This window comes from Stenotrophomonas sp. Bg11-02 (assembly GCF_002836635.1).
Lineage (GTDB): Bacteria > Pseudomonadota > Gammaproteobacteria > Xanthomonadales > Xanthomonadaceae > Stenotrophomonas > Stenotrophomonas lacuserhaii.
Map to the genome: position 1 here is coordinate 41,735 of NZ_PJAY01000070.1, position 15,488 is coordinate 57,222.

Sequence of the window (15,488 nt, forward strand, 5' to 3'; positions counted from 1 at the left end):
CTGCCTGCGCAACACGATCCATCCCACGCTTCCCCGTTCCGCACATCGCGCTTCAGGGCCCGCAACCGATCTCTCTCATTACAGGAGCCCACGAATCGCTCACCCGGTAGATTCAAAAATTGCGCCTCAGTCTAGGTCGCTGCGTGTAAGCCGAGCGCGAAAGGGTCTCGCCGGGGTTTTCCCCCATTCAGGATAAACCGCGACACGCGCCGGCGCACTCCCCCCGAAGCCCGATGATAATGATAACAGTTACCATTTGAGAGGGTGGGGCAGGCCGTGCCGTGGCGGCCACGGCGTGCCGACTCGATCAGAGGGTGACGACCGTTGCCGTCATCGCCTCCACCACGCGCAGGTCAGCGCGACAGTACGGCGTGGCGTTCGGCGATATCGGCGTCGGCCGCGCGTCGGGCGCGCTCCATCGCCACCGCGATCTGCTGGCGGGCGAGCAGGTGCTGCGCCTGCTGTACTTCCGGGGTCGGCAGCAGCACCGGACCGGGGGTGGTTTCCACTGAAGCGGACTTGCTCATGCATCCTCCAAGGACAATCCGGCGGGCCCGGGCAGCGGGGCACAGGGCCGACGGATTGCGCACCCTATCCTAAAACCGTGACTGTTGCGTGCAGGGCGCAACCCCGCCCGGTAGTGACGGCCGCCACTACCGGAAGTCGCGCGATGGGGCGTTCAGCCCGGCCAGCAGGTGGCTGTAGTCGTGCAGGTCGCCGGCGATCAGGTGGCGCACCCCGTCCACGCACTCCCAGCGCCCGCGCACTCCCAGCAGCCGCGACCCCAGCAGCGCCTTGCGCCGGCGCAGCGCCAGATGCGACCAGACCACCACGTTGACCATGCCGTGCTCGTCTTCCAGGGTGACGAACACCGTGCCGTTGGCCGTGCCGGGCTTCTGTCGCTGGGTCACCAGCCCGATGGTGTGCACGCCGCGCCCATGCGCGGTGGCGCGCAGCTGGCGCGAGTCCAGCGCGCGCTCCTGCTGCAGCCGCGTGCGCAACAGCGCCAGTGGATGTTCACCCAGTGTCAGCCCGCTGGCACGGTAGTCGGACAGCATTTCCTCGGCCACGTTGGGCGCCGGCAGCACGATGTCCTGCTCGTCCGGACTGCCCTGCAGCAGCGGCATCGCGCGTTCGATGCCGGCCACCGCCCAGCGCGCGGCATTGCGGTTGCCGGCCAGCGCGGCCAGTGCCCCGCCATCGGCCAATACCTGGCGGGCCTTTGCATCCAGCCGTGCACGGCGGCACAGGTCGGCCACATCGGCGAAGGGAGCCTGCGCACGGGCCGCCATCACCGCCCGTGCCGCCGCTTCGCTGCAGCCGGCCAGCTGCCGCAGCCCCAGCCGTATGGCCGGCTGGGTGCGGGCATCGCCGCCTTCCAGGGTGTTGTCCCAATCACTGATGCATACATCCACCGGCAGCACGGCCACGCCGCCCCGCTCGGCGCTGCCACGGCGCGCGTCCTGCACGATCTGGCTGGCCGAATAGAAGCCCATCGGCTGCGCATTGAGCAGCGCGCAGGCAAACGCGGCCGGCTCATGCCGCTTCAGGAAACAGCTGATGTACACCAGCTTGGCGAACGAGGCGGCATGGCTCTGCGGGAAACCATAGGCACCAAAGCCCTTGATCTGTTCGAAGATCTGATCGATGAACTCCGAGCTGTAGTTCTTTTTCTCCATCAATCCGCGGATGCGCTCGCGATGCGGGTTCATGTCACCCCCGCTGCGCCAAGCCGCCATCGAGCGGCGCAGGTGGTCGGCCTCGTGCGGCTCGTAACCGGCATGGATCACCAGCTCCATCACCTGCTCCTGGAACAACGGAATGCCCAGGGTACTTCCGAGGATGTCCTGAATGCCCTCGGACGGGTACGTCACCGCTTCATGGCCCTGGCGGCGGCGCAGGAACGGATGCACCATGCCGCCCTGGATCGGCCCGGGCCGCACGATCGCCACCTGGATCACAAGATCGTAGAACGTGGTGGGCTTCAGGCGCGGCAGCATGCTCATCTGCGCACGCGATTCAATCTGGAACACGCCGACGGTGTCGGCCGCCCGGATCATCGCGAAGGTGGGGGGATCATCGATCGGCAGGCGAGTCAGGTCGATGCGATGGCCGCGATGCTTTTCTATCAGCGCCACTGCCTTGCGGATGCAGGTCAACATGCCCAGCGCCAGGCAATCGACCTTGAGCATCTTCATGGTTTCCAGATCGTCCTTGTCCCACTGGATGATGGTGCGGTCGGCCATCGCGGCGTTCTCCACCGGCACCAACGTGCTCAACGGTGCATCGTTGATCACAAAGCCGCCCACGTGCTGGGACAGATGCCGCGGATGGTCGCGCAACTGCTCGGTCACCGCCATCACCTGCTGCAGCAGCGGATTTTCCGCATCGAAACCGGCCTCGGCCAGTCGCTGCTGCATCGGGGTTTCGCCATTGCCCCAACCGAAGCATTCGGCCAGCAGCGCCACCTGGTCCGACGGCAGCCCGAACGCCTTGGCCACGTCGCGCACTGCACTTTTCCCCCGGTAACGGATCACCGTGGCGGCCAGCGCCGCGCGTTCGCGCCCGTATTTTCCATACACGTACTGCAGCACTTCCTCGCGTCGTTCGTGTTCGAAGTCCACGTCGATGTCCGGCGGCTCGTCGCGTTCCTTGGACAGGAAGCGCGCCATCAACAAGCGGCTTTCGGCCGGGTTGACCACGGTGATGCCCAATGCGAAGCACACCGCCGAGTTCGCCGATGACCCCCGTCCCTGGCACAGGATGTCGCGTGAACGCGCGAAGCGCACGATGTCTTCCACGGTGAGGAAGAAGGCTTCGTACTTCATGTCGGCGATCAGCGCCAGCTCACTGTCGATCTGCATGGCCACCGCGTCCGGCACGCCTTCCGGCCAGCGCTCGCGCATGCCGCGCAGGGTCAGCTCGCGCAGCCAGCTGCTGGGCGTATGTCCATCGGGCACCAGCTCGGCCGGATACTGGTAGCGCACCTCGTCAAGCCGGAACCGGCAGCGTCGGGCAAGCATCACGGCGGTGTGCAGCAGCGCATGCGGATGGATGTTGCCCAGTGCACGCCGGGTGCGCAGGTGATGTTCGCCATTGCGGAACAGGAACGCACCGCATTCTGCCAGGGGCAGCCCGTGGCGGATCGCGGTCATGGTGTCCTGCAGGACGCGGCGGCGGCGCACGTCCATGTGTACGTCACCGCAGGCCAGTGCGTCGATGCCCAGCTGCGTGGCCAGCGCCAGCAGCTGGGCCAGGCGTGCGGCATCGTCGCGTTCGCGGTGCAGGTGCACGGCCAGCCAGGTGCGCTGCACGAATACCTGCTGCATCCAGACTGCCTGCGCGGCATCAGGCTGTGCACCCGGCACCCACAGCGCAAACAGGCCAAGCCCTTCACCGGACGCATCGCCCAGCACCCGTTCCACGTCCTGCCGGGCCAGCCGGTAACTGCCCTTGCCTGCCGCACGCCGCCCGGTGGTGATCAGTTCGCACAGGCGCACGTAGCCGCTTTGGTTCTCCACCAGCAGCACCAGCTTCAGCCCGCACTCCAGCACGAACTCGCTGCCGACGATCAGCGGCACGCCGGTGGCCCGCGAGGCTTCCAGCGCGCGCACGATCCCGGCCAGCGAGCACTCATCGGTGATCGCCAGGGCTTCGTAGCCGCACTGGTGCGCACGCGTGAACAGTTCTTCGGCACTGGCCGCGCCGCGCAGGAACGAGAAATCAGACAGGCAGTGCAACTCGGCATACGCCGGCAGCGTGTCTTCATGCTGTACATCGTCGTTGGCCGCGGCCAGTCGCTCGCGGGTTTCCCACGCACGCGGCATGCGCTTGCACGGGGCATCATCACGTTCTTCGATACGGCTCATGCGAACCAGCCGTGCAGCATCCAGTCGCCCTGCTGGCCCGGCATGGCGAAGGCCCAGGCCTGCTGGCCCTGCGAAGTCTCCAGCACGTAATAGTCACGCCGTGCTTCCTGGCCATCCCACCAACCGCTTTCCAGCCGCTCCGGACCGGACACGATGCGCGCGCGCGGATCGCGCAGCGGCACCGGCGTGGGCAGCAGCCAACACGGACGCGGTGGACGCAGCGGGGCTTCGGCAATGGCCATGCCATCGCCTTCCACGCGCTGCCACGCACGCTCCGGGCGCGGGTCACCGGCCGGCCCAACGCGATATACCGAGCCATCACCGAGCCGCGCACGCAGGCGTTCGCGCAGCTGCGGCCACGGCAGCTGCTGCTGGTTGCGGGTATCGAACAGATCGCGGCTGGCCGGCACGAAGGTCGGCAGTTCACGTGCCAGCAGGCGCACGGCGACCACCGGCTGGTCGATGCTGGCGCGCTCCAACCGGTTGCGGGTGAGCTCGAACAGCAGCGTGGCATCGCGTTCGGCGGCCAGCAGGCCCACCTCCACGTCGGTATGGCCTTCTTCGTGTTCCAACCGCAGCACGAAGCGCTGCACGCCGCCATCGCGGATCGACAGGCAGGTACACAGATCGCCGATCAGACGACGCAACGGGAACAGCAGGGCCATGTGGTTTTCCACCTCATAGCCCAGCTCCACCCGCGAATCGAAATGGTCCGGCGGCGCATACCAGGCCAACGGCTCATCGGCCTGGCCGTACAGCCGGTCCAGGTGTTCCAGCAGCGGCAATCCGAAGCGCCGGCGCAGGCCATCGCGCGGCAGCGCACGCAGCGCCTGCAGGCTGCCGATGCCCATCTGCTGCAGGCGCGTGCCGCCGTCATCGGGCAGCCGCGCACGGCGCACCGGAACGCGGTCCAGCAGCGCCTGCATCGCCGCGATGTCCTGCACATCCAGGCCATCGCGGATGCCGGCCAGCACCATCGCCGCACGCGGCGTCGGCGCCAGCGCGATGCGGTGCTGGAAGCCCAGTGCCTGCAGTTCCTCACGCAGGCGCGCCTGCAGCACCGGCCACGGGCCCAGCAGCTGGAAGCTGGCGCGCACTTCCAGCACGATGCAGCCCGGCCACTGCGCGCTCACCAGCGAGCTGTGCCGGTATGCCCAGGCAGCCAGGAAGCGCTGCCAGCGCGCATCGGACTGCGGATCGTGTTCCACCATCTGGAAGTCCGGCAGCAGCGCCAGCGCAGCCGTCAGCCGCATGCCGGCCTGCAGCCCCGCCTGCGCGGCGGCGGCATTCACCGCATGCAGGGTGCGCAGCTGCACCGCCCCGCCGACCAACGCCAGCGGCGTATCCGGATCAGGGTGGCGGCGAAGGACGGCATCCAGCGCCAGCTGCGGCAGCAGTACACAGGCCCAGAGCATCGGCGTATCTCACCCTGCCCTCAACGCGAATGCCTGCGACGGCGCAGGGCCGCCACGGCACTTGCGCACCTGCCACTGGGTGGCCTGGCCGTCACGCACCGCCTCCAGGCGCAGCGCGGCCGGCGATGGATTGGCCGCATGCTTGCGGTCACGCAGGGCAAAGCCGAGGCACTGGCCGGTATCTGCGGCCACCTGCAGCCGGCGCAGCGCCTGGGCATCGGCCTGTTTCGGCCAGCCCAGCACTGCCGCGCAGGCGCCACTGCGCAGGCACTGTTCGAACGCCCACAGCGCATCGCGCGGGGCCGCGTCGATCAACTGCAGATGCTGCAGCGACACCCCGGCCGCCTGCCACGCCGGTGCATACGGCAGGTAGGGCGGGGCGATCACCGCCACCGCCGCGCCAGCCTGGCTGAGCCGCGCCAGCGTGGGCAGCAGCAGCTGCAGTTCGCCCACGCCATCGGCGGGCAGCAGCAGCTCGGTCAGCGCGCGACGCGGCCAGCCGCGCTGCGGCAGCAATCCATCCAGTGCCGGATGCCCGGTGGACTGGCCTTCCACGCCCTCCTTCGCACTGCCCCGCCCCGCATGCCAGAGCGTCTGGGCGGACAGCAGCTGCTGCAGTTCGGGCGCGGTGTTCATCTCAGCCCTGCCGGACCAGACCGCAGTAAACGCCTTCTACTGCGAAGTCCTGGCCGGCCTCGACCACGATCGGCGCATGCGCCGGATTGCGCGGCAGCAGGCGCACGCCATCGGTGGTCTGCTGCAGGCGTTTGATGGTGAGCTCGCCATCGATGCGCGCCACCACGGTCTGGCCGTCGCGGGCGCTGGGGGTACGGTGCACGCCGACCAGGTCACCATCGAGGATGCCGTCGTCGATCATCGAATCGCCCTGCACTTTCAGCAGGTAATCCGGGCGCGGGGAGAACATCCGCCGGTCCAGCCACAGCTGCTGGTCCAGGCCGATATCCGCGCCGATCGGCTGGCCGGCCGCCACCCGGCCCAGCACTGCCAGCGGCAGCAGCTCGGTCGGGCCACCGGGCAGGGCCAGCCCGCGCTTGCGGCCCGGCGCCTGGTCCAGCAGGCCGGCTTCGACCAGCGCCTGCACATGCTTCTGCGCGGCATTGCGCGAAGCGAAACCGAAGGCGGCGGCGATGTCGGCCAGGCTGGGCGACTGGCCCGAAGCCAGTGACTGGCGCAGCCAGGCCAGCACGGCCGCACGTTGGGGAGGGAGGTCGATGGGATCCATGGTGTACATTTGTACACCCCCGCTTTCAGAAAAGCGACATCGGCCACGTTCAGCGAGAACGGCTTTTTACCGCCTCACCCACAGCGCCAGTGCACTGGTCGCGCAGGCCAGCAGCACCACCGCATGCCAGCCACCCTGGGCCAGCGCCATGGCGCCCAAGCCACCGCCCGCGGCCATGCCCACGAACACGCCGGTGAACAGCAGGGCATTCAGGCGGCTGCGCGCCTGCGGCTGCAGACCGTAGACCAGGGTCTGGTGTGACACCAGCGCGGCCTGGAAACCGAAGTCGAAGATCACCGCACTCACCGCCAGCAGCACCAGCTGCAGCGACACCGGGAACAGGCCATCCAGCAGCAGGCTGGCAAAGCCCAGCAGGGCGATGCCAATGGCCAGCCGGGCCACCCGCTGGGTACCGATGCGGTCGGAAAAACGGCCGGCCAGCGGCGCAGCCAGTGCACCGGCCGCGCCGGCGATTCCGAATGCCCCGGCGCCCGCACTGCCGATGCCGAAGCGGGCATGCAGCATCAACGCCAGCGTCGACCAGAACGCACTGAAGCCCATTGCCAGCAGTGCCTGGGCCAGTACCGCACGGCGCAGCGGCGGCAACTGCATCCACAACCCGCCCATTGAACGCAGCAGCGCGCCATAGCCCAGCGTGGTGGTAGGCGCAAAGCGCGGCAGCGTGGCACGCAGCAGCACACCCATCAGCACCACCGACACCGCGGCGGCGATGAACATCGCGCGCCAGCCGAACTGTTCGGCCACCACGCCACTGACCACGCGTGACAGCAGGATGCCCAGCAGCAGGCCGGTCATTACCTTGCCGACCAGCGCACCGCGGTGTTCCGGCGGTGCCAGGGTGGCGGCGGCGGGCACCACGTCCTGTGCCACGGTGGCCATCAGGCCGACCAGCAGGCTGGCCAGCAGCACCCCGGGCAGGTGGCCAGCCAGGCCGGCGGCCAGCAGCGCTGCGCCCAGCAGCAAGGATTTGACCAGGATGATGCGCCGGCGTTCGAAGCGGTCACCGAGCGGGGCCAGCAACGCAATGCCGGCCGCATAGCCGAGCTGGGTCAGGGTCGGCACCAGGCCGATGGACGCGTCGCTGGCCCCCAGCGAAGCCCCCATCGCGCCCAGCATCGGCTGGGCGTAGTACAGCGAGGCCACGCTGAAGCCAGCGCCGGCGGCCATGACCGGAACCAACAGGCCGGGCAAGGTGGGCGGCGGTAGTGGCAGGGTTGCGTCATGCGCAGTAGACATGGGAGGAGCCTTGTTGGTGTGATGGCGCGCAGTTTCCTCCTGCCAAGGCGGCCGGTGTAGTAGGCTCGGCCGCATCAGCCCCATACGTACTGCGCATGAGCCATTCTTCCGCCCCCGCCAATGCAGACCGCATCGACCTACTGCGCACCTTCGTGCGCATCGTGGATGCCGGCAGCCTGTCCGCCGCAGCCGTACAACTGGGCACCACCCAGCCGACCATCAGCCGCCGCCTGCAGGCATTGGAAAAGCATTTCGGCCTGCGCCTGCTGCAGCGCTCCACCCATGGCATGCAGCTCACCCACGATGGCGAACGCTGCCTGCAGCATGCGCGTGAGCTGCTGGAAAGCTGGGAAGGCATCGAACAGGACCTGCGCGGTGCCGCACAGCAGCCCAGTGGACGCCTGCGCGTGCTGGTGCCGCATGCGTTCGGGCAAGGCCAGCTGATGGCGCCGATGCTGGCCTTCCTGCGCCGCTACCCGCAGATCAGCCTGGAATGGCGCCTGCACGATGGCCTGTCCGACCTGGTCGCCGAAGGCATCGACTGCGCCATCCGCGTAGGCCCGCTGGAACAGCAGGACGTGGTGGCCGTGCAGGTAGCCGAGGTGCCCCGGATCGTGGTGTGCGCCGCGTCGAGCGCGCCCGATCCGCTGCCCACCACGCCCGCCGCGCTGGCAACGCTGCCGTGGGTGTCCCTGACCAATTTCTATCGTGAAAGCGTACAGCTGCAGCGCTGCCAGGGCGCCGGCATCGGCAAGACCCAGGAGCGCATCGCGATCCAGCCCCGCCTGCTCACCGACAACCTGTTCGTGCTGCACCAGGCGGTCTGCAATGGAATCGGCGTGGGCATCGGATCGGCCTGGATGATGACCGAAGAGCTGCGCAGCGGTCGGCTGGTGCAGCTGCTGCCCGGCTGGGAAGCCGCGCCATTGCCGGTGCACCTGGTGTTCCCGGCCGGACGCCACCGGCCCGCACGCCTGCAGCTGTTCCTGGATGCGATACGCGAAAGCATCCCGGGCATTGAAGGGATGCGGGTGCGCCAGGAAGCCCGGTGAACTGCCCCCGCCCTACTCGTCCGTGCGGATCAAGGCCCCGGGGGGCTTGCGCTCCTCATTGCCCCCGAAATTCATGCGCAGCTGCACCTTGGGCGAGGCACTGCGGTGCTCAAGCACTTCCAGCACCTCGTAATCGGCTTTCAATCCGTCTTTGTTCAGGCGCTGGGTGCGCTTGATGCGGGCCTTGATGATGTCATCCTTGGCAAACTGCTCCTGATTCAGGTGCACTCGGCTCAAAAATTCCTCATCAAGCACCACGGCAAAGTAGGTATTGCCGCCGCCCTCGGTGAAGCGCCATTTGTTGCCATCCTGGAAGGCCAGGGTCAGCACCTGCAGGGTGGTGACGTATTCATCGGTCTGCAGGGTTTCTTCTTCCGGGTTGGGCGCCTTGAAGTAGGCCCCCTGCGTGCGATCGATTGAAATCAGTACCTGCTGGGCTTTCTGATCAACCATGGCAACCGTATCGATGCCTTCCCTGCTCAGCGGGTCGGCGATGACGCCTTCGAGGGCGCGCCGGATACGATAGTCCTGCAGCAACTGCAGGACCCGCTCCTCTACATCCAGATGCTCCTCATCGACAAACAGACGCACCACGCCGTTGCTGATGGGTTCTATGCGCTTTACCCCGCGACCGCGCAACCAGACGATCGCTTGCACCATGCCAGTACAGGTGGTCTTTCCAATCCCAAGCAGGCCGACGATGCTCACTATGCCCGTCACCGGATTGCTGTTGGCAAAATCCAGTGCTCGCTGCCACAGCGACTGGGCCAACTCCAGATCGATTCCGAACGAGCCGGACTTGAACGATGCGTGCACGTTGACGGAAACCTTGGCCTGGCTGCCGTTGAAGAGCTCGTTGGCACGCTCCACCAGCTCGCCCATGGCCAGAAGCGCGGGGGCGAGCGCACGCACATCCATCTGGTGCTGAACGAGAGCAGGGCCGTCATATACAAGGTGGAAGCGGGCGTGCTGGGCCATATCTGTCACGTGACTGTTGCTCCGTCGCAGCGTGGTACCTGCGGCGCGAAGTGTAGCAACCCCAGCGGCCTCTGCTGCAGGCCGCGTGGCCGACCTTCGTCATCCTCGAGGCCGGTCACATCTTCCGGGAATTCTTGCACGGATCAGACTGGGCAGATGCGCCTGCGATGTCTTCCCGCCCGCCCAGGCGCCCATCGGGATGCGGCCACTGTCGATCGCAAGCGCGCGGGTCAGGTTCGCCACTGCACCTTTCACCGCGTTGTAGGCCGGCATGTTGCGATCAGCAGCGAGACCAGAGACCTTGCGCCAAGGGCGCCTGGTAGCGCAGCGCCATGCTCGGCGAAACCTCAGCCCTCCAGCAGACCGCGCATCCTCTTCACTGCTTGCTCAAGCTGATGCGCCTCGCCGTCCTCTTCAACGTTGTGCCACAACAACGCAGGAAAATCGGCAAACGTGCATTGCATTCCCGTCAGGCAGATGTCATCCAGCATCACCGACCCTTCGCCGCACGCAAGACCGCGCTGGCAGGCAATCACCTGCATCGCGTAGAAGTCGAATACGTCGAACGCCATCCCTTCATATCCCGGCAATGACTGCCCGCCCCTGCCCATCTGGAACAGCAGCGCCCCCATCTCGGCGATCGCCGCTGCATCGCCGCTGGCAATGACGCGGTCCAACAGTTCTGCCGCAACTTGTGGATCGCGTTGCGCCTCATACAGCGTGTTGCGGATGGTCGCCGTCAGATCGCCCGCCTCCGCGGCACGATCGCGCCAGAGTCGCCCGAAGGCACGCAGGTCACTGCTCCAGGTACCCAGTACTTCACACTGCGCTTCCAGCCTCTGCCCAGCGCTGCGATACGTTGCCGCTGCTTCGGGGCTGCGCATTTCCAGGTTGGCCGATGCTCCATCCAGCGTGTGCTGGATCCCCTGCCTGCCGTGTCCCATGCCCGCACAGTGTGCACTGGTGAAGGCTATCTCGCGCATGGCGGCGGCATCCCCGCCATCGGCAGCGGTTTTCACGGCCCATAGGCGATGGACTTCGGACAGCCCGCGGGTCACCTGCGGCGGCTGCGTTCCAGGCAGCGCGGCACGTTGCCCGGCAGAACCGGGAGTTGCGGATACCCCGGTGAAATCCTGCACGGGTGCGGCCTCGTCACCGCTACGTGACAACCCCCCTCCAACTGCTGCCAGCAGCGCCACCGCAGCGACAAGCGCCGCCCTTGATCGTGATCCTGCGCCGCGTTCCACCACGCCTGCGCGCCTCGCTGCGTCCTGTTCGGTGACCGATGCTAGCATCGGTGCACCATCATCAAGGCAGAACCAAATGGGAAGTTTCAGCATCTGGCACGGGTTGATCCTGCTGGTCCTTTTCTGCATACCGGCAGGCATCGCGCTGCTGGTGTGGCTGATCGTGCGTTACTCACAGAAGCGCGCATCTGCCAGGCAGCTGCCACCACACGATCAGCAACCATGATCCCCGGTAGCGCCGAGCCACGCTCGGCGGCTTGACCCACGCAGCTCAGCGCGCGCGATCCACTTCATCAAGCAGCGTGCGCAGCCACTGCATGCGCGCCTGCACGTCCTTCGTGGCACCTTCTGCGCCAGCCGCCCGCCACAGAAGCGAATCCAAGCCTCCTGCACAGTCGCCACTGTTCAGACATATATCGTCTGCATAGTCCGACCCTACGCCGCAGTCCAGCCCGCGCTCGCATGCCAGCAGCACCAATGCGGTGTGGTCATGCCGGCTGGACCCGATGCCTGCCTGCACGGGTGCACCCGGCCTCAGCGTGTACAGGTACGCCATTTCATACAGCGCCCGCGGGTCGTCCGATATCAGCGCATCCTCAACCAGCGCCGCGGCATCGTCAGGCAGGGCGGTTTCGCGCTCGGCATCCCAGGCCCGGCTGCGCTGCCGCAGGCGCGCCAACAAATCACCCTGCTTCGCTGCATCCTGCAGCAACTGGCGGTACTGCAGCGCCTGGGCTCTGCGGTCACCCGGGATGTTCTCGCATAGCGCACCACGCCGGGCGGCGGCGGCGCGCAGCAGCGGCACGTGGTCCGTCCTCATATGCCCAGCCAGAAAATCGACCTGCGACCACAGTCCTGCACCGTGCGAGGTGCCGAAGCCGCAGCGAAGGATCAGTTCGGCGAGATCGCGCATCGCCACTGGATCGCCGGCCGCAACATCACGACGCAGCGCCAGGACGCGCTCTGCGCCGGACTTGGCAGGCGCTGCCTGGATCTCGCGTGGCGCCGCAGGGCGTGGCCTGTCGTTACGCTGCACAGCGGCTTCGGCAGCCGGCACCGCAGGGACTACGGACGTCGCCGCAGGCCTGGGCCACAGCAGGACGGCGATGACCGCAAGCAGCACGGCGGTCAAGCCGATCAGCAACCGGTAGCGCCGTGCCATGTTCAGCGCGCGCGATCCACTTCGTCGAGCATCGTGCGCATCCATTGCATGCGGGCCTGGACCTCCTCCGTCCTGCCCTCGGCAGCAGCGGCGTTCAATACCACTGTATCGAGATCCTCCGTGCACATTGCACTGGTAATGCACAGATCATCGCCGAATTCAGAGCTCGCGCTACAGTCCAGGCCGCGCTCGCAAGCCACCAGGACCAAGGCAGCGCCATCGCTGCTGGTGGTACGCATGCCGGCCTTGGCCAGCAGTTCCGGTGACGTGTTATGCAGGCTAGCCAGCTCGAACAGCGCGCGCGGATCGCTGGACATCAAGGCTTCGTCGATCAGCGCATCGGCATCATCCGGCAACCCCGCCTTGGCCTGCTGGGTAAACGCACGGGTGCGCTGGCGCAGCCGTGCCAACAGGTCGCCTTTGCCCGCGGCATCCTGCAACAGCTGCCGCTGCTGCTGAACCTGCTCGTCAAAGGTGCCCGGGATGGTTTCGCACAGCGCCTGCCGCCGCGCCGCAGCGGCACGCAGCAGGTGCACCTGGTCAGCCTTCATCTGCGCCGCCATCTCGTCCACATGTTTTTCGAACAGCGGGCCGTGCAGCTTGCCGAATCCGCGGCGCTGCATCACATCGGCGAGATCGCGCATCGCCGCCGGGATCCCGGCGGCGGCGTCCCGGCGCAGCGCCAGCATGCGTGCCTGCGCGGATTGACCCACCGCAGGTGGCGTGTCGGACGGGGTGGCGGCGGCTGGCGGCGGCTCGTTCGGTGGCACCGCGTCGAAGCTGGCCGCGCCAGCTGCTTCAGGCGCATGCGGACGCTCAGGCCACAGCAGCGCGGCGATGGCCGCAAGTACCACCACGACGGCCCCGATCAGCAGGCGACGGGCGTTCCGGGGCGTTGTGCGGTCCATGGCCAACCTGCTTCCTCGAGGGGTTCCCTGTGATGGACTGTACAGACAAAGACAATCACGACCAATGGCCATCACCTGCCCGACGCGCGTCGCTGTACTAGAGTTGAGGCCACGCTCATCCCAAGGCTCTCACATGCGCGCACGCAACTGCCTGGCCACTCTGCTGCTGGTCCCGATGGTGTGGAGTACGGCGCTACACGCCGCAGACCCCACGCCACCGGACCAGCGCCTGCAGCCGCTGTTCCAGCAGGTGCAGGGTGCGCACCTGTTCGCGGACCAGAAGACCTTCGCCGATGCGGTACCACGCCGCGCGCCCGAGGCGATCGTGCAGGCCTGGCAGCGCGAGCACACCCAGCCCGGTTTTTCGCTGCACGCCTTCGTCAACGACAACTTCGATATCCCCAGCGACGCAGCGCCCTACGTGCCACCGGCAGGTGAAACCCTGCGCGCGCATATCGAAAGCCTATGGCCGGTACTGACCCGCCAGACCGGCACGGTCGATCCGAATGGTTCCCTGCTGCCGCTGCCAAAGCCCTACGTGGTGCCTGGCGGGCGCTTCCGCGAAGTGTATTACTGGGACAGTTACTTCACCCTGCTGGGGCTGGCGGCCAGCGACCAGTGGCAGCAGGTGCGCGACATGGTGGACAACTTCGCCTACCAGATCGACACCCACGGCCACATTCCCAATGGCAACCGCAGCTATTACCTGAGCCGTTCGCAACCGCCGTTCTTCAGCCTGATGGTGGACCTGCTGGCCACCCACGAAGGCGATGAGGCGTATCGGCGCTACCTGCCCCAGCTGCGCGCGGAACATGCATTCTGGATGAGCGGCGCCGACGGGCTGGCGCCGGGGCAGGCGCATGCACGCGTGGCGCGGCTGGCCGATGGCAGCGTGCTGAACCGCTATTACGATGCCCGCGCAGTGCCACGCACCGAATCCTGGACCGACGACCTGGCCACGGCTGCGCAGGCACCGCAGCGCGCACCGTCGCAGGTTTACCGCGACCTGCGTGCGGGCGCGGAGTCCGGCTGGGATTTCAGCTCGCGCTGGCTGGATGACCCGGCCGCGCTGTCCAGCATCCGCACCACCGACATCCTGCCGGTGGATCTGAACAGCCTGCTGTTCCACCTGGAACGCACGCTTGCCCACGCCAGCGACGTGGCCAAGGACACGCAGGCACGCCGTGACTTCAAGCGGCGGGCACAGGCACGCCAACGCGCCATCAATACCCATCTGTGGGACCAGGCGCAGGGCTGGTACGTGGACCGCGACCTGCAGACCGGCCACACCCGCCCTGCCCTCACCGCCGCCGCACTGTTCCCGCTGTGGCTGGACATCGCCAGCAAGCCGCAGGCACGACGCACCGCCGCCGCCGTGGAAACTCAATTGGTAAAAGAAGGCGGCTTGCTGACCACCACGCTCCGTACCGGCCAACAGTGGGACGCGCCCAACGGTTGGGCACCGCTGCAGTGGGTGGCCGTGGATGGCCTGCAGCGCTACGGCCAGGACAGACTGGCACGGCAGCTGGGCACACGCTTCCTGCGCACCGTGCAATCGGTGTATGACCGCGAGCAGAAGCTGGTGGAAAAGTACGTGGTGGATGGATCGGCCGGCGGTGGCGGCGGGGGCGAGTACCCGCTGCAGGATGGCTTCGGCTGGAGCAACGGGGTCACGCTGGCGCTGTTGGATCGGCTGTGTGCGCCGAAGAAGCAGAAATGCGAAAGCGCGGCGGACGTCGAGGCGGATGACTGAAGCGCCCGGGCTCGGATCGCTTCAGCCCGGAGTGCGCATCTGCTGCCGGTGCCGGGACACGATACCGTCCAGATGGTCAACCGCTGTGGGCCGTACCGCGGTTCCCCGGCGTACGAAGCTGTTCCAGTCGGCCGTCGCCACCTTCCCCAGGTCCCGCCGCTCCGTGTCCACCCGCGTCATGGACCAGAAGGGACATAGCCGGGTCCCGACGAGCCCCCGCGCGAGCTGCAGGATGTCGACATGGCTCGATGCGGCGAGCACCCGCCCGTAGGCTGCATGCACGCCCTGCTCCGGGCCCTCCAGGTACTGCAGAAAGCGCTCACCGTCGAACAGCAGCAGCCCGGTCACTCCTGCCAGATGATTGAACCTCGCCGCATCCTGGACGAGCTCTTCGAGTCGTCCGGCCGGAAGGTCGGCGGCCATCTGGCTTGCATAGACAAGGGCATGGAGCGGCACGGCGTTCTCCGGAGGCGGAGACTGAGCTTAGCCCGGAGGCGAATAAAGAATCGTGATGATGGCGTCGACACGCGCATGCTGCCCCGGCCCTGCTGGTGGATGCTTCACAGGATGCAGGCTGTTCAAGGGCGATGATGCGCGTCAGCGC

The 15,488-nt window shown here is 67.2% G+C and carries 13 protein-coding genes; 2 read left to right on the plus strand and 11 right to left on the minus strand.

Annotated features, from left to right (window positions below; genetic code table 11):
- Positions 1-353 precede the first annotated feature (353 nt).
- The 6 genes from CXG43_RS19340 to CXG43_RS17365 all read right to left on the minus strand — a co-directional run bounded on the left by CXG43_RS19340 (position 354) and on the right by CXG43_RS17365 (position 7,784).
- Complete coding sequence (locus CXG43_RS19340; RefSeq protein ID WP_198551471.1) at positions 354-527, minus strand: hypothetical protein; 174 nt, start codon at positions 525-527, stop codon at positions 354-356.
- Between the two features lie 126 nt (positions 528-653).
- The gene (locus tag CXG43_RS17345; RefSeq protein ID WP_198551472.1) at positions 654-3,869 is read right to left on the minus strand and encodes an error-prone DNA polymerase; all 3,216 of its coding nucleotides are present in this window, start codon (positions 3,867-3,869) and stop codon (positions 654-656) included.
- Positions 3,866-5,284 carry a DNA polymerase Y family protein gene (locus CXG43_RS17350; RefSeq protein WP_101101237.1) on the minus strand — a complete coding sequence of 473 codons (1,419 nt, stop codon included), beginning with the start codon at positions 5,282-5,284 and terminating at the stop codon, positions 3,866-3,868. The genes CXG43_RS17345 and CXG43_RS17350 overlap by 4 nt, the downstream gene beginning before the upstream one ends.
- 9 nt (positions 5,285-5,293) lie before the next feature.
- Positions 5,294-5,920 (minus strand): translesion DNA synthesis-associated protein ImuA, encoded by a 627-nt coding sequence (gene imuA / locus CXG43_RS17355; protein ID WP_101101239.1) that lies wholly within the window; start codon positions 5,918-5,920, stop codon positions 5,294-5,296.
- A 1-nt stretch (position 5,921) separates the two neighbouring features.
- Complete coding sequence (lexA, locus tag CXG43_RS17360; RefSeq protein WP_101101479.1) at positions 5,922-6,527, minus strand: transcriptional repressor LexA; 606 nt, start codon at positions 6,525-6,527, stop codon at positions 5,922-5,924.
- 66 nt (positions 6,528-6,593) lie between these two features.
- Positions 6,594-7,784, minus strand: coding sequence for an MFS transporter (locus CXG43_RS17365; protein ID WP_232767861.1), 1,191 nt, complete (start codon positions 7,782-7,784; stop codon positions 6,594-6,596).
- Between the two features lie 95 nt (positions 7,785-7,879).
- On the opposite strand from CXG43_RS17365, the gene CXG43_RS17370 reads away from it, so the two are divergent.
- Complete coding sequence (locus CXG43_RS17370) at positions 7,880-8,836, plus strand: LysR family transcriptional regulator (protein WP_101101244.1); 957 nt, start codon at positions 7,880-7,882, stop codon at positions 8,834-8,836.
- Positions 8,837-8,848: 12 nt separating this feature from the next.
- Here the strand turns inward: CXG43_RS17370 and CXG43_RS17375 are convergent, their stop codons facing one another.
- From CXG43_RS17375 to CXG43_RS17395, 4 genes are all read right to left on the minus strand, one after another.
- Positions 8,849-9,814 (minus strand): hypothetical protein, encoded by a 966-nt coding sequence (locus CXG43_RS17375; protein ID WP_157825028.1) that lies wholly within the window; start codon positions 9,812-9,814, stop codon positions 8,849-8,851.
- Positions 9,815-10,161: 347 nt separating this feature from the next.
- Positions 10,162-11,202 carry a hypothetical protein gene (locus tag CXG43_RS17385; protein WP_157825298.1) on the minus strand — a complete coding sequence of 347 codons (1,041 nt, stop codon included), beginning with the start codon at positions 11,200-11,202 and terminating at the stop codon, positions 10,162-10,164.
- 130 nt (positions 11,203-11,332) lie between these two features.
- A complete protein-coding gene (locus tag CXG43_RS17390) occupies positions 11,333-12,223 on the minus strand; it encodes a hypothetical protein (RefSeq protein WP_101101250.1) in 891 nt (296 codons plus the stop codon).
- Between the two features lie 2 nt (positions 12,224-12,225).
- On the minus strand, positions 12,226-12,912 hold the full coding sequence (locus CXG43_RS17395; protein WP_157825101.1) for a hypothetical protein: 687 nt from the start codon (positions 12,910-12,912) through the stop codon (positions 12,226-12,228).
- Positions 12,913-13,264: 352 nt separating this feature from the next.
- Between CXG43_RS17395 and treA the strand changes: the two genes are divergently transcribed.
- Positions 13,265-14,884 (plus strand): alpha,alpha-trehalase TreA, encoded by a 1,620-nt coding sequence (treA, locus tag CXG43_RS17400; RefSeq protein WP_101101254.1) that lies wholly within the window; start codon positions 13,265-13,267, stop codon positions 14,882-14,884.
- 21 nt (positions 14,885-14,905) lie between these two features.
- On the opposite strand, the gene CXG43_RS17405 is transcribed toward treA, so the two are convergent.
- Positions 14,906-15,340, minus strand: coding sequence for a BLUF domain-containing protein (locus CXG43_RS17405; RefSeq protein WP_101101256.1), 435 nt, complete (start codon positions 15,338-15,340; stop codon positions 14,906-14,908).
- Between the last annotated feature and the right edge of the window lie 148 nt (positions 15,341-15,488).

Excerpts from the sequence above, each read along its gene's own strand:
- CXG43_RS17345 (WP_198551472.1), bottom strand. The coding sequence starts at position 3,869 with ATGAGCCGTATCGAAGAACGTGATGATGCCCCGTGCAAGCGCATGCCG.
- CXG43_RS17385 (WP_157825298.1), bottom strand. The coding sequence starts at position 11,202 with ATGCCTGCCGGTATGCAGAAAAGGACCAGCAGGATCAACCCGTGCCAG.
- CXG43_RS17390 (WP_101101250.1), bottom strand. The coding sequence starts at position 12,223 with ATGGCACGGCGCTACCGGTTGCTGATCGGCTTGACCGCCGTGCTGCTT.
- treA (WP_101101254.1), top strand. The coding sequence starts at position 13,265 with ATGCGCGCACGCAACTGCCTGGCCACTCTGCTGCTGGTCCCGATGGTG.
- CXG43_RS19340 (WP_198551471.1), bottom strand. The coding sequence starts at position 527 with ATGAGCAAGTCCGCTTCAGTGGAAACCACCCCCGGTCCGGTGCTGCTG.
- CXG43_RS17375 (WP_157825028.1), bottom strand. The coding sequence starts at position 9,814 with ATGGCCCAGCACGCCCGCTTCCACCTTGTATATGACGGCCCTGCTCTC.
- CXG43_RS17395 (WP_157825101.1), bottom strand. The coding sequence starts at position 12,912 with ATGCTGGCGCTGCGCCGGGACGCCGCCGCCGGGATCCCGGCGGCGATG.
- CXG43_RS17365 (WP_232767861.1), bottom strand. The coding sequence starts at position 7,784 with ATGTCTACTGCGCATGACGCAACCCTGCCACTACCGCCGCCCACCTTG.
- lexA (WP_101101479.1), bottom strand. The coding sequence starts at position 6,527 with ATGGATCCCATCGACCTCCCTCCCCAACGTGCGGCCGTGCTGGCCTGG.
- CXG43_RS17370 (WP_101101244.1), top strand. The coding sequence starts at position 7,880 with ATGAGCCATTCTTCCGCCCCCGCCAATGCAGACCGCATCGACCTACTG.
- imuA (WP_101101239.1), bottom strand. The coding sequence starts at position 5,920 with ATGAACACCGCGCCCGAACTGCAGCAGCTGCTGTCCGCCCAGACGCTC.
- CXG43_RS17350 (WP_101101237.1), bottom strand. The coding sequence starts at position 5,284 with ATGCTCTGGGCCTGTGTACTGCTGCCGCAGCTGGCGCTGGATGCCGTC.